At 63.4% G+C, this 12,602-nt stretch carries 13 protein-coding genes and 1 pseudogene; 8 read left to right on the top strand and 6 right to left on the bottom strand.

The features are described 5' to 3' along the window. Positions 1–61 precede the first annotated feature (61 nt). Complete coding sequence (locus ISP_RS29825; protein ID WP_326938356.1) at positions 62–1,702, top strand: WD40 repeat domain-containing protein; 1,641 nt, start codon at positions 62–64, stop codon at positions 1,700–1,702. 199 nt (positions 1,703–1,901) lie between these two features. Then, positions 1,902–2,276 carry a hypothetical protein gene (locus tag ISP_RS29820; protein WP_230468434.1) on the top strand — a complete coding sequence of 125 codons (375 nt, stop codon included), beginning with the start codon at positions 1,902–1,904 and terminating at the stop codon, positions 2,274–2,276. A 216-nt stretch (positions 2,277–2,492) separates the two neighbouring features. Here the strand turns inward: ISP_RS29820 and ISP_RS29815 are convergent, their stop codons facing one another. Then, positions 2,493–3,074, bottom strand: coding sequence for an aldehyde dehydrogenase family protein (locus ISP_RS29815; protein ID WP_265049871.1), 582 nt, complete (start codon positions 3,072–3,074; stop codon positions 2,493–2,495). A gap of 362 nt (positions 3,075–3,436) precedes the next feature. Between ISP_RS29815 and ISP_RS29810 the strand changes: the two genes are divergently transcribed. Beyond that, complete coding sequence (locus tag ISP_RS29810; protein ID WP_141748526.1) at positions 3,437–4,123, top strand: MlaD family protein; 687 nt, start codon at positions 3,437–3,439, stop codon at positions 4,121–4,123. A 47-nt stretch (positions 4,124–4,170) separates the two neighbouring features. Here ISP_RS29810 and ISP_RS29805 read toward each other — a convergent pair. Beyond that, positions 4,171–4,950, bottom strand: a pseudogene (locus ISP_RS29805) (transposase family protein). A 133-nt stretch (positions 4,951–5,083) separates the two neighbouring features. Here ISP_RS29805 and ISP_RS29800 point away from each other — a divergent pair. The 3 genes from ISP_RS29800 to ISP_RS29790 all read left to right on the top strand — a co-directional run bounded on the left by ISP_RS29800 (position 5,084) and on the right by ISP_RS29790 (position 6,517). After that, the gene (locus tag ISP_RS29800; RefSeq protein ID WP_176742215.1) at positions 5,084–5,407 is read left to right on the top strand and encodes a hypothetical protein; all 324 of its coding nucleotides are present in this window, start codon (positions 5,084–5,086) and stop codon (positions 5,405–5,407) included. 43 nt (positions 5,408–5,450) lie between these two features. After that, positions 5,451–5,888 (top strand): hypothetical protein, encoded by a 438-nt coding sequence (locus ISP_RS29795; protein WP_013227620.1) that lies wholly within the window; start codon positions 5,451–5,453, stop codon positions 5,886–5,888. An 80-nt stretch (positions 5,889–5,968) separates the two neighbouring features. Next, on the top strand, positions 5,969–6,517 hold the full coding sequence (locus ISP_RS29790; protein ID WP_013227619.1) for an integrase core domain-containing protein: 549 nt from the start codon (positions 5,969–5,971) through the stop codon (positions 6,515–6,517). Positions 6,518–6,640: 123 nt separating this feature from the next. Here ISP_RS29790 and ISP_RS29785 read toward each other — a convergent pair whose 3' ends face one another. Further along, positions 6,641–7,681, bottom strand: a complete 1,041-nt coding sequence (locus ISP_RS29785) for an effector-associated domain 2-containing protein (protein ID WP_013227618.1) — start codon at positions 7,679–7,681, stop codon at positions 6,641–6,643. A gap of 243 nt (positions 7,682–7,924) precedes the next feature. Here ISP_RS29785 and ISP_RS29780 point away from each other — a divergent pair, with 243 nt between their 5' ends. After that, positions 7,925–8,185 (top strand): hypothetical protein, encoded by a 261-nt coding sequence (locus tag ISP_RS29780; protein ID WP_141748525.1) that lies wholly within the window; start codon positions 7,925–7,927, stop codon positions 8,183–8,185. Positions 8,186–8,875: 690 nt separating this feature from the next. Here ISP_RS29780 and ISP_RS29775 read toward each other — a convergent pair. The 3 genes from ISP_RS29775 to ISP_RS29770 are packed head-to-tail and all read right to left on the bottom strand — an operon-like array spanning position 8,876 to position 9,942. Next, positions 8,876–9,223 carry a hypothetical protein gene (locus ISP_RS29775; RefSeq protein WP_141748524.1) on the bottom strand — a complete coding sequence of 116 codons (348 nt, stop codon included), beginning with the start codon at positions 9,221–9,223 and terminating at the stop codon, positions 8,876–8,878. A 37-nt stretch (positions 9,224–9,260) separates the two neighbouring features. Then, positions 9,261–9,491, bottom strand: a complete 231-nt coding sequence (locus tag ISP_RS48380; protein ID WP_412162407.1) for a hypothetical protein — start codon at positions 9,489–9,491, stop codon at positions 9,261–9,263. 31 nt (positions 9,492–9,522) lie between these two features. Then, positions 9,523–9,942, bottom strand: coding sequence for a hypothetical protein (locus ISP_RS29770; protein ID WP_014467361.1), 420 nt, complete (start codon positions 9,940–9,942; stop codon positions 9,523–9,525). Between the two features lie 445 nt (positions 9,943–10,387). Here ISP_RS29770 and ISP_RS29765 point away from each other — a divergent pair, with 445 nt between their 5' ends. Then, a complete protein-coding gene (locus tag ISP_RS29765; RefSeq protein WP_013227617.1) occupies positions 10,388–12,244 on the top strand; it encodes an NACHT domain-containing protein in 1,857 nt (618 codons plus the stop codon). The last annotated feature ends 358 nt before the right edge of the window (positions 12,245–12,602 follow it).

Genomic DNA, 12,602 nt, shown 5'->3' with positions numbered 1-12,602 from the left:
GATTGCCGTTGCCGTAAATGATACCGTGGTTCGCGTTTGGAGTGTGGCAACTGGGCGATTGATGGCAAAACTGTCTGGCGGGCCCGGTGAACTGCGAATATTGGTTGGTGCTCCGGATGGAAGTTGGCTCGCAGGTGCTGGCTACGGAAAATTTGTCCGCGTCTGGGATGCCGTGAAATGGCGAGAAGTCGCTCGCCTTGAGTGTGGTGCCGAAGAAACTACGGCGCTTGCGGTGGCGCCGAGTGGAAACTGGTTGGCGGCAGGTGGATTCGGTAAAAGCGTGCAAGTCTGGGACGCTGCAACTTGGGTGCAGATACTTCTGATCAGTAAAGATCGAGGTGGACCGATTTCTTTGGCCGCAGCCCTGAGTGGAGCTTGGCTTGCGGCATCTGCTTTCTATGGCACTATGTATGCTTGGCGAGTTCCTTCGGGAGAGCTGTTTCAGTGTCCTAGTTCTATTCGAAGCATGGGCGACTTAGTAGTTGCGCCAGATGGATCCTGGATTGCGAGTGCAACCCAGGATACAACGGTGCACCTCTGGTATATGCAGGTAGAGCGCGAAAAGGAGCTTCTTGCGGGCAATGTCAGAAATAAGCCAATCCTGCTAGCGGCGCCAGACGGGAGCTGGCTCGCCAGTGTTGCTGACGTTGGCAGCGTGCAGATCTGGGATACGTCCATACGCGACATTGGCGACGAGGAACAACTTGCTTCAGAATCTGCTGTGGATGGTTTTATTGCTGGGCCTGATGGGAAATGGGTTGTTGGCGCGACTCGTGGTGGCGACGTGCGAGTTTGGGATGTCGCAAAGAAACGTGCGTGGTTTGACTTTGCTCCACGCATCGCAAGCTCGGGAGCATTGGCGGTTGCGCAAAATGGGGAATGGATTGCGGTTGGGACTACGCTAGGCTCGGTGCGGATTTTAGAGACGGCAACCTGTCGTGTCGTGGTTGAGTTATTCTGCTGTGATCAATATGGCTGCGAAGTGGAGTTATTGACCACTGCGGTCTGCGGCCGTTGGCTTGCTGGGGCCGATACAAGAGGCAAGTTAACTGTCTGGAATGTCGACACCTGGAAGCCTGAGTTCGAGGTCGATGGTTACGGTAAAGGTGTTACCGCTTTAGTGATTTCTCCTGATGGCACCTGGCTGGCGGCACGATACACGGATAGCATCTTGCAGATTTGGAGTGTCAAGCCAGGTTTCGATCGCATGTCCCCCGTTGCTCGTTCGAGTGGTATTACAAGTATCGCTGGTGCGCCGGATGGTAGTTGGCTGGCCGGAGGAGATGTCGATGGGAATGTGACTGTCTGGTGTACAAAGGAGGGGAGTGAAGTGGCGCACTTCTCGGGCGGACGAGAGTGGATCATGGCGATGACTGTTGCGTCAGATGGCAGTTGGCTCGCGGCGTCGACAAGTGGTGGTCTCCTCTTTCTTTGGGACACGCGAGACTGGAAGATTCGATTCCGGGCAAGCGGTCATGCTGGACGTGTGAGAGCGTTGGCCGCCGCATCTCATGGAGATTGGCTCGTTAGTGCAGCGACCGACAGATCGCTGAGAATTTGGGATACGGGTACTGGTCGAACGCTAGCCGTGATGCGTTTGGCTGTCGAACCATTAACTTGTTTCGTTTTACCCGAAAGCGATGTTGTTGCAGGGATCGTTCTGGGTGGTCGTCCGTATGTCTTCGATTATCACCCCGGATAAGTATGATATAAGCATCGCGCGCAAACGTGGCTTGAGAGGAGGCGAGTGCTGGGCGGAGCTCCAGTTGTCCGCCTTCTATCAGCTGAGAGAGAGCTTGGCATGCCCGGCTGACCTGCACCGATGATGACGGTGAAAATCCACAACTCGATGCACTGGATTGACTACCGCGCGCGTCCGGCCTTGCCCTCACGGCCCGTCCGTGACGGATCGGGTGCGCTACTCGCTCGCGGCCGCGTTTCTTGCAATCTTCGTAGCCGGACGCATCTCGGACCGGGCTTGTCTTCGCCGCACCGAGCGCGGCTCCGAAGTCGTGCTTGCAGCGGTCGGCTTGACAGTCGCCGCGGTCGCGTCTCCGGTGCTCGCGGCAGCTCCGGGGCGCAGCCCGCGGGTAGGGCACCGCCTGCTGACCTGCCTGACGGCCACCGAGAGGCGCATGTGGCGATTCATCATGATCATTGCCTTCGCCGTGACGATGGTCTTCGTAACGATTGGCCGCTCGAACGTCGATCTCGACGAGACGCCCGGCTCGATCCGTATCGGGCCAGCTGGCGCGGCGCACGTCGCCCAGTCTTGATGGGGCGCTAGTAGCAGCCGACCGGGAAGCCTGCCGCGGCGACATCGACCAAGTCGGCTTCACGCAATACCCACGGAAGGGCCCGGCCTTACGTAGCGGAGGTCCGAGTCGCGGCGCGTTAACAGCTCCCAGATCGCGTCGCGTAGCCGGTCGGCCTACCGCTGTCGTCTAGGCATGCCAGCGGTTGCAGCGTCAGTTTTCCGCCCGCTGCCAAATTTAATCTTGGAATCGGCGGCCGTCGTGTACTCGGAGATGCTCCGGCATCTCGGGTGCATCGAAGGTGTATAACGCCCTGTGCAACAGCTCGGCGTGCCTGGTGTGCCAGTACATGATTGGTCCGAGAAAAATCTTCAAGTGCAGCGACCGCCAGGTCGCGGCCGTATCCGAGCCCTCGAACGCGCCCCATGGCACTTCGTTGGTCGGCGCGAGGTGCGAGTTCACCCAGACCGTGCCGAAGTCCGGCTGGGCCACGAGTGAGTGGCTGTGTCGCCGAGCGCTCTCGGTCGACACCGACTCCGCCAGGCCATACGGGACGTCGTTCACGCAGGCCATGGCCTCGGTCTCCGAAGCGAACGTCTCGACTGTTACCGCTGGGCCGAGGTCTCGTCCGGAACGTCGACCAGGGCCGTCGGTGTCACGAGGAACCCCGGTGTGACCAGCGGTTCCAGTCCGTCGCCGGACGTATTCCCGCCGCCGCGGCGCGGTCGAGGAAGCCGGCGGCGCGGTTGAAGTGCGTACTGGAAACTGGTGGCCCGGATCGTGGAGGCTTTCGTTGGCGGTGGGCTCGACAACCACCATCGCGCCCAGCTCCCCGAGGCGCGTGTGTCAGGAACGATCGGTCGGCCCGTGCGCCGGCACCCAGCATGCCGCCGCACTCCGCGCATGTCATCAGGGCTTTTGCGCAGGAGTTCGGATTGACTCCGTCCGCGCGGACCCGGATTGAGCAGAGGGACGGGGCTGGCCGCGGCGGCGAAAATAACCCGTTCGCAGGCACCGGATGACTCCGTTCGGACCCTGTTCGGTTCTGGCTTGCGGCGGACGTCAATTCAAAGCGCTCGGCCGAACGGGTGGGGTTCCGACGTGAGTTCCCCCAGGGGAGGCAAGGCTGTCGTGCCTGGGTGTACTAGTTGCGGGATCGCACATTTTAGGGAGGAGATCGCGTGCCGCCTCGCAACTACACGCGCGGCGATCGAGCCGCACTGATCCTGCTCGGTCGTGGCAAATGTTACTGGGGTCCCGGCTGCAACGAGCCAGTGCTGAAGAAAGTCGAAAATCGCTATAGGCTCAATTTGCAGATAGCTCACATTCGCTCAGATGTGGCAAGTGAAGAGCGCTATGTTCCAGATTATCCACCTTCGCTGATCGATGCCTTTGAGAATCTCATCTTTCTCTGCAAGCCTCATCATGAAACGATTGACGAGCCGGGTGCTGGCGAGCGATTCACAATCGAATTGCTGGAGGCGTGGAAGGAAGAGCGCGAGGAAGGGAACTATGATAAGCTCCGCGGTCTGCACGACGTGACCGAGGATGCTCTGGTTGACAGGATTGCGTCGGCATTCTCCGATCAGAGTGAAGATATTCGGGCCACGTTGGCCCGCCTGGAGGTTAGTGACGCTCAGGCGGCGGACCTGATTCGGGAGCTGACCGCAGAAATCAATTCACTCCGCAGCGCCGGACCGGTTATTGATCCAGATGTCGTTGCGAGGCTCAGCATGGCGGCACAAGATCTCGCCCATCTTGAAACGAGCGCGTCCATACTATCCCAGGTTGTTACCGATGCACGCGGACTCGGGGACGTGGCAACACGTCTGCAGAACGCGGTGGACGAGGCTCGAACCCTGAACTAAGGGATGTCTCATAACTCGTGTTGTGGTTGGTGGGACTGGTGTTGCGGTCAGTCGGTGAGGAGGATGTTGTGCAGGTGCGCGATGCCGGAGGCCGTGTCGGCGAGCGTGCTCGCCGCGCGACGGTAGTCGCGGAGGATCTTGAAGTTCTTCATCCGGGCCAGCACGTGCTCGACGCAGGCACGGACCTTGCGGTGGGTGGCATTTGAGGTCTTCCTTCCAGCCCGGCAGCTCGCTGCCGTCGCGGGGTTTGCGGTACGGCATGATCACCTCGGGATTTCCTTGGTAGCCACCATCGGCCATGACCGGCCGGCCGGCGAGTACCTCTGCGATGCCGCAGGCGCGGTAGACGGTGCAGTCATTGCGACTGCCGGGCTGCGGCTCGCCGGTGGCGATCACCAGCCGGGTCTCGGCATCGATCGTGACCTGCACGTTGGTCGAGGACCGGTAGTTCTTCGACGGGGTCGCCTGCCGATGATCCCGCGTGGGCACCAGGGTGCCGTCCACGATCGCGACCGCATCGACCCGGCGTTTGCGGACCGGCGCCAGCGCCAGCAGCGGCCCGGTCGTGTCGATCACCCGGTGCTCGGCGGAATGCGACACCCCGAACAGCGGCCCGAGCTGGCGCCTCGTCAGGTTCGTCCGCCAGTACGTCGCGACCAGCAGCACCCGGTCGGCCAGCGGCAACGCCCACTGCCGGCCCGGGCGGCCGTCCGCGATCTCGCCCCTTCCCCGTTCGCGACCAGCCGCACGAGCTTGCGGAACTGGCCGGGCTGCAACCCGGTGAACGGGGCGATCCACTCCGGCTGCGACGCTGTGATCACCTGCACCACACCAACATGATCAACTACCGGCCTCGCCAGCCCGACACCGGGGTTACGAGACATCCCTTACAGGAGAGCTGCGTGCTTCGGCTGCTCTCGCCCGTACTGACCCGGAGACGGGAAGAGGGCGAGGGCGGCCTTGGCGACGAAGGCAACCCGTTCGCAGGCACCGGCTAAGGCCAAGCGTCCGCCGAGCCGCGCGACGCTCGCCCGGCTGAACATCTCGCCGGAGGTCGGCTGGTACCTGCACTCCCGGGGTATCCCGCTGCCGGACTGCCCTCCCGCGATCAAGACCCCTGAAGGCGGCGCCCGACGCGGCGCCAGGTTCGACCCGGCCCGGGTGGACCGCGTGCTGGACGTGTTCGCCCGGCTGCGGCACACGCAAGGAAATTGGGCCGGGCAGCCACTCCGCCCGGACCCGTGGCAGGTTGAGGGGTTCCAGAAGTTCGCTCATGTACTCTGACCTGCGGCAATAGCGTTCGGCGGGTAAGGCATGATGGTCAGCCATGTCGTTGCGTCTGCTCTACTTGATCTTCCTGCAGATGGTGGGCCTGGTGGTGTTGCTCGGGCGTTCATCAGCGTCCAAGGACATCGAGTTGCTGGTGCTACGCCACGAGGTTGCCGTATTGCGGAGAGGCAACCCGAAACCCCGTCTCGATTGGGCTGATCGGGCTGTGGTCGCCGGGCTGGCTCGGCTGCTGCCCAAGGTGCTGCGAGCACGCCGGCTGGTTACTCCGGGCACGATCTTGCGGTGGCATCGTCGGCTGGTATCAGCGAAGTGGACCTATCCACACCGAGCCGGCCGGCCGGCTGTCGACGAGGCGATCGCCGGGCTGATCGAACGGATGGTTAGGGAGAACCACCGTTGGGGCTACAAGAAGATTCAGGGTGAGCTGCTCAAGCTCGGACACCAGGTCGGGCCTCGACGATCCGGCGAATTCTGAAGCGGGCACGCGTACCTCCCGCGCCGACCCGGCACACCGACACGACCTGGCGGCAATTTCTGCGCGCGCAGGCCTCGACGATGCTGGCCTGCGACTTCTTCCACGTCGATTGCGTGCTCACTCTCAAGCGGATCTACGTGTTCTTTGTGCTGGAAGTTGGCAGCCGCTATGTCCACGTCCTGGGCACGACAACGAATCCGGACGGCAGATGGACCACCCAGCAGATCAGGAACCTCGTGCTGGATCTCGGGGATCGACTCGACGGGCTCAGATTCCTCATTCGTGACCGAGCCGGTCAGTTCGCGGCCTCCTTCGATGCCGTCTTGGCTGATGTGGGCATCGAGGCGATCAGGATTCCGCCACGTTCTCCTCAGGCGAACTGCTATGCCGAGCGGTTCGTGCTGACAACCAGAACCGAACTCACGGACCGTATGTTGATTCTGAACGAGAGGCATCTGCGGGCCGTGCTCGCCGAGTACGTCCGGCACTACAACGGGCGCCGGCCCGACCGTTCCCGCGAGCTTCGTCCACCCCGGCCGACCCATCCTGCGGCAGACCTCAACTTTCAGCGGATCAAGCGGCAGCGGCTGCTCGGAGGTCTGATCAACGAGTACGAACGAGCCGTGTAAAGTCCCTGGTCAGCGCCAGTAACCGACTTTCGGAACCCCGCAGGACCTCGCCGAGGAGGTCTCCGACGAGTTGGCGGACGTGGTTTGCCGTTCCTGGCCGAGGTTTCCGGAGTCTCGGGTGTGCTAACCGGCGCCGGCCCGCATGCGCGTGTAGTTCTTGACCTTCTCGAGGGCGAAAACGGTCGATTTGGAGTTCGGCGATATGACAGATACGGCTTCGGCGAACTTCACCAACGTGCCGGGGTGGTGCACGATGCACGCTTTCGCGATGGCGGCGATGTGCGGTCGGGTTATCGGTATCTCTTCGACGCCGAGGTCGATCCCCAGAGATTCCGTGAGCATCTCGATGGCGAGGTTGCGCCCGGCGAGTTCGCGGAGCTCGGGCACTCTTTCCAGTGCGTCGACGACTTCGCCCAGGTCGTCGGCTTGCGATATCGGACCTGGCGAGGCCGGCACCTTGAGCATGGCCCTGGCTTGATCGGTCGGCGGGCCGTCCGACCCCGTCAGCATGTCGATCACGTCCAACAGCCGGATGAGAGCGCCCGGCTGCTTGTGACAGGCCAGGACGAGGGCGAAGAGGTGCGGCCGCGCTGTCGAATGCTCGGCGACAGCGACGCTGCAATCCGGATCGTCGTTGAGGATCTGGATGGTGAGACGTCGCCCGTCGGCTTCGCGGAGGACTGCGAACTGAGTCAGGTGGTCGACGAATTCGCCGAGGTGGTGGTGGAATTCCTGGCCACTGGCTAGCGAGAGATCCCCGTTCGGATCAGGTTGTGTTCCGGTATCGGACCGCGGCATTGTCGGGGCGCCAGGGCCTTCGGTAGCCGAACGCGGGTGAACCCGGTCGTCGTGAGCGTCCTGCCACAGCCGCTCAAACGAATCGAGGATTGCTTCCTCGTCGCCAATGCGCCCTAGCCCGATGAACGCATCGACGACCCAGAGCATCACGTTCCGGTTCGGCAGTTCGCCGGTGATCAGCGCCTTGTGGCACGTGGTTGTCGAGAACGGGCGGCTGCTGTCTTCCTCTGTCCAATTCCGGGCGATCCAGCGGGCGACCTGCATGACGCTGGGATACCCGGCTTTCGCATGCAGCCGGTGCAACGCGGTCTTCAGCGCTCGGACCGGGCCGGGAGGCAGGTCCGGCTGGTGCCAAGCGCGCCCCATGGCGTCTCCTCTCGCGGCATCACGCAACGTAACTCATCATAAACCGAGTTACCGATGACCAATGCGCGCGAGCGGGGACCGATAGGCTCGCACACCCTGGTTTCGGCCTGGGATCACACCGTTTCTGAGCCGCCTCAGATGAGCGTAACGAGATGTCATCGAGGGTAAAACCGCCGTTGACCTGCTGAGATAGTGGATTCCATCGGTAGCGGAAGCCCTCGGTGAGTCGTGTTGGGAGCGGAAATGGACAGACCACGTGTGGACCGGTCGCAGAGCGGTCGAGCGGTGGATTCGGCCGGCTGGAGGCAGCTGGCTCGGCTTGTCGAGCTGGCCTTCGCCGACGACCGCGAGTCGTTCGTGCGGATGCTTCTGCTCTTGGTAGTTGTCGCTTCGATCGGCTTGGCGGCGATCGGGTTGCTAGGTCCGACGCTTGTCGGCGGTGTCGGCGGGGGAACGGTGCTGCTGAGTGCGTTTCGCCGTCGACACGGCGATGGCGGCGCGTGATCGCGACCGGCTGGGATTGGCTCACTGCTCGACGTGCATTCCCCGGCGGAATCACCAGGGGCGCGACCGCCGCGGCGACGAAAATGGCCGCCTCCGCCGCTAGGGTCGTGGTGGTCGCCGAGGTGAAGGCTCGCCGGCCGCGACTGACGGGACCAGCAGGGTTCCGGAGATCGCGAAACCGGCCGCGACGCCGATCTGCAGGACGGTGTTGATCGCCCCCGGAGCCGGGCCGTGTCCCGCTCCGGCACCTTGGCCGACACGATTCGTCCAGCATGCTGGAAACCGAAGTCAGCCCGATCCCGTACATCAGCGCGCCCTATGGATGATCTCCCAGGTGGTCAGTGCGGGCCCGCAGCGGTGCACCGCTCGTCGGTCAGGACGCGGCTGCTCGCCTTGCCCGCGACTATGCCGTGGAACTGTCGTCTTCGCGGCCGGCGACACACCACGCCGGTGATGCGCGCGGCGCGGCCTGCCTCCGACATCTGCTCCCGGGCCTCCGAAGGCCAGCGACGAAGACGGCGCGGACGGGGCCCTAATGACTACTGAACGAGCCAGCTGTTCTCGGGCGGTCAATGCGTTCGTGGCGGACACGCCTGGCCGAACCGGTGCTGGGCCGGTATGAGCGCCGCACGACCATCGCGCTGGCGACGATCATAGCCCCGCCAAGATGGTCTCTGCGCCGGCACGACTCTAGGAGAAGCCCTTGGTCGTGCTGTCGTTGTGGTGGGCGGCGTGGGCCATGCTTTTGCCATCCCAGTCGGTCACGGCCCAGTGCTGGTCCCGGTTTTGCTGGTCCGCGGTAGTAGTCAGCAAAGCCTCGTAGGCGGGTGGCGGCAGCAATGTGGCTTGCAGCTTGAGGCGCACGACAACGTCGTCCGCCTGATCCCGCTGCAACGCGCGGCGACGGATGAGGTGACGGCGCGGTCGGTGAGAACTCAGCTGTGGGTGCGCGCGCGAAGGTTCGGGCCCGTTCGCCGCGAGCACCAGCAGGAGCGCGGGGACGGTCACCGCTTCTCTCGTCAGGCGAAACTCACTCATGTGGGTGAGATTGAGCTGATGTGCACTGCTCACGAGTTCAGCAGTTGGAAGCCCTCGGCGAAGACGCTGTGATGCCTTGACGTGTCTGTCCGAGCGCCTGGACGAATACCTCCTTCGCCTGTTGGTCAGACGCGCCGGGGTCGAGCTCGACTGCGACCTGGGTGCTCGGTGTCCGAATTTGGACACGCGTTGGCTGCTTACGAGGACGCAACCTAGCCACGACCGCCATGGCTAGAGACCCCAGAGCGGTCAGGGCGCTGACTGACATGGCCACGACGGCCCACACCAATGCGTTCATCTCATGCCGCCGTTCCTACCGCGATGGTGGTCCCCACTACTGTCGCCGAAAAGAAGATCAAAGACAAGCTGGTCATAGCTGAGTGTGATGGTCCGACAGCGATGAGATACAAAATCGTGTCAGCTGCGAAGGCGGCAATGACGGCAAACCCGGCAAATATCCACATTAGGTTGGCTACTATCCCGTCGGTGGACCTCCCTCGGCTGGAGGCAAAGAGTTCTCCCGTTGCGCCTGCGGCGATGACCGCTCCGACGATCAGAAGTTCACCACTTCCCAGCATCTTGTCGAGGTTGAGCCCTTCGGGTGATACCGAGTCCCTGAACGCTGCGATGATCACCGGCAGGAGGCCGAAGATGACTCCGAAGAGCACCCAGACCACGACGCGGACCAGTTTCACCTTCCACGCCGGCATTTCCTCCATCTCGAGCTCCTCAGCTGTGTTGACTCCCGTCTGCTTGCGTGGTCCTATATCGCCATCTCGCGACCCCGTGTTGCAACTTCCCTCCTGCGAATTTCGGTTTTAGAGGAACTTCGTCATAAGGTTACAAGCTCGCGTCGGATTCGGAAGGATCTTCTGCTGCGCGTAACGGTGCAGCCGACGAGGTTGGGCGCGACGTCAACTGCGCGTGTCGATCGACCAGGCTTCACTCTCGGTGAAAGAGCCCACCGAGTGGACGAATCTGGCTTAGTGGACAAAAACAGGACGCCACGAAATCCGGTGCTCACCTGTGGGTACCGGAAACGCTGTCATGGGGTGCTGGCCAGCCGTTCGCGGAGTGTGGGCGGGAGGTTGATGGAGTGACGATGCCGTGCCTCGCAGAACCCGGACACAGGACGTCACACAAGTCTACCTATAGTGATGATCTGTGTCGGACGGCGATGTCATGGTTTTCAACGGTCTGAGCCGGTTTGCTGTGCCGGTGGAGAAGCCGGTTCTCCTCGATGACGACGGCTTCCTCCTGGCGACGTCGGACGCCCGGTGGCGATCGGGAGAGGCGGTGTCGCCGGTCCCGGTGGCCGAACTGCCGACCGAGGTGGTGAGTTTTGCGTTGCTTGCTGCTGGTGGCGCCGGCAAGACCGTTACTTTCACCGAACTCGCCAATGCAGAGCCGGACGCCCGGCGGATCGACACCTCCGCGCTCACGATCGACGGGCTTGAGCGGGAACTGGACGACGCGTGCTTCCACGAATCCGCGGTTTACCTGGACGGCCTCGATCAGGCGGCGTCCGTCGAAGCGCGCCTGTTCCCGTGGCTTGAGCGGTACTTGACTGCGCCCGCACGTCGCGGGATGCGCTCGCGGCTCGCGTGCCGCGCGGCCGCGTGGGACGCGGTACTCGGCCGGGCGCTGTTTCAGCAGATGACTGCGTTCACCGTGTGGAAGCTGGCCCCGCTTGACCGCGACACTGCATCCAAGGCGGTTGAGCACGCGATCGGTGTGTCGGAGGTCGACTCCGCGGCGTTCATGAAGGCACTGGTCGGGGCCAAGCTCGGCAGACTATCCGGGTGCGTGGGCCAACTCGTCGCTGTCGCGCGGTACTGGAATGCACAGGGTGTGCTACCACGCAGCGCGGCGGACGCGATGAAATTCGAGATCGAGTACCTGCTTCGCGAGACCGACGAGCGTCGGCAGCCACGGCTGCCGCTGGACCGGTCAATGCGGGTGGCCCAGCGGCTCGGCGCCTTTACGATGTTCGCCGGCAACCAGGCACTCACCGTCAGGGCGGTGGGGGATCGCGCAACGCTTCCGGTCAGTGATCTCCCGTCGGACGCGGAGCCGGATCAGCCTGCACGGACCATCGAGCCCCTCGACTACGGAGCAGTGCTCGACACAGCGTTGTTCGATTCCGGGCCGGCGGGTTCGGTGATGTTCCGGCACCAGCGTTACCTCGAGTATCTTGCTGCCGCCTACCTGGTCCAGCGAGGAATCCGCGCTGGGCAGATTCCGGTTCTGCTCGGCGTGCACGTCAACGGCTTGTTGCCAACCCCGCGGATCGGCGTCGCATCCTGGTTGGCCGCTCTAGCCCCAGATCTGGTCGCGCAGTTGTTCATCGACAACGCCGCGATGTTCGCTTCTGCCGCTGCGGTGGTCGAGCTGCCATCTGACGAAGCACGAGCGGCTCTCGTGAAGGGCTTGCTCGAAGCTGCAGCCCGGGACGACGCGGAGCCTGATTGGCGACTCGACCGGACAGGACTGCTCCACGCGGGGCTGACCGAGCAGCTGGCCGAATACCTCGGGAGGGGTCCGGCGAACGCGCCGCAGCTCTGGTGGATCGCCCGGCTGGCCGCGGCGGGCGGCTGCCGTACCCTCGCGCCCGCGCTGGCCCGTGCCGCTTTGGAGCCGGCGTGGTTCGGCTACGTACGCCGAGCTGCAGTCGCCGCCGTCGCCGACCTCGGCGAGGACGATCTCCAGCTGTCGCTGCGCCAACTGCTCGCCGAGCCGACCGACACCGACCCTGACGCGGACAACGAAGTCCGTGCCGCGGTGATCGATGCTCTTTATCCTCGGCTGTTAAGCACCGTCGAGCTCACCCAGGCGCTTAGACCGCACCGATCGATGCTGTTCGGCGGCTATCTCCAGTCGTTGCGAGAGTTGCCCAGCCGCGTTCCCGAGAACGACCTCGCCGACTTTGTCGCCTGGCTGGCCGACCACGCTTGGCGAAGCGATGTCCGCGATGACGACCAATTCGAAGACCTCTATGCCGGCGTGATCAAGCGGGCCTAGCCGCAGGTTGGCGACGAAGCCGTTCGCGCGGGGCTGGCCCGGTTGCTTGTCGGCTTGGTCCGGTCCGGTCTGTGGCATCGCCCATCGGCTCGAATCAAGCAGATTCCTTGGGCTGATGGTGCTCCCGAACGCCGCCGGGCTCTAGCCGTCGACGCAGCAGCCGTCGGGGAGAAAACCTGGTACGCGGTGTTGACCCTGGGGCTGCTCACCAGCGAGGACGCTGGATGGCTTCTCGACACGCTGCCTTCCGCTCCGCCACAGGCGACAGTCGCGTTGGCGAACTGAGGTTCACCCCGGGTAGTGGACACCGAGTTAGCAGGACCAGGGGTTCTGCTGGAAGGATGTCCTCATGCCTCCT

Source organism: Amycolatopsis mediterranei, assembly GCF_026017845.1.
Classification (GTDB): Bacteria; Actinomycetota; Actinomycetes; order Mycobacteriales; family Pseudonocardiaceae; genus Amycolatopsis; species Amycolatopsis mediterranei.
Note: the sequence above shows the minus strand (reverse complement) of the source record. Positions and strands in the feature narration are given on the sequence as shown.

Excerpts from the sequence above, each read along its gene's own strand:
- ISP_RS48380 (WP_412162407.1), bottom strand. The coding sequence starts at position 9,491 with ATGTCAGTCAGCGCCCTGACCGCTCTGGGGTCTCTAGCCATGGCGGTC.
- ISP_RS29785 (WP_013227618.1), bottom strand. The coding sequence starts at position 7,681 with ATGGGGCGCGCTTGGCACCAGCCGGACCTGCCTCCCGGCCCGGTCCGA.
- ISP_RS29825 (WP_326938356.1), top strand. The coding sequence starts at position 62 with ATGGCAAAACTGTCTGGCGGGCCCGGTGAACTGCGAATATTGGTTGGT.
- ISP_RS29770 (WP_014467361.1), bottom strand. The coding sequence starts at position 9,942 with ATGGAGGAAATGCCGGCGTGGAAGGTGAAACTGGTCCGCGTCGTGGTC.
- ISP_RS29815 (WP_265049871.1), bottom strand. The coding sequence starts at position 3,074 with ATGGTGGTTGTCGAGCCCACCGCCAACGAAAGCCTCCACGATCCGGGC.
- ISP_RS29795 (WP_013227620.1), top strand. The coding sequence starts at position 5,451 with ATGTCGTTGCGTCTGCTCTACTTGATCTTCCTGCAGATGGTGGGCCTG.
- ISP_RS29780 (WP_141748525.1), top strand. The coding sequence starts at position 7,925 with ATGGACAGACCACGTGTGGACCGGTCGCAGAGCGGTCGAGCGGTGGAT.
- ISP_RS29790 (WP_013227619.1), top strand. The coding sequence starts at position 5,969 with ATGCTGGCCTGCGACTTCTTCCACGTCGATTGCGTGCTCACTCTCAAG.
- ISP_RS29775 (WP_141748524.1), bottom strand. The coding sequence starts at position 9,223 with ATGAGTGAGTTTCGCCTGACGAGAGAAGCGGTGACCGTCCCCGCGCTC.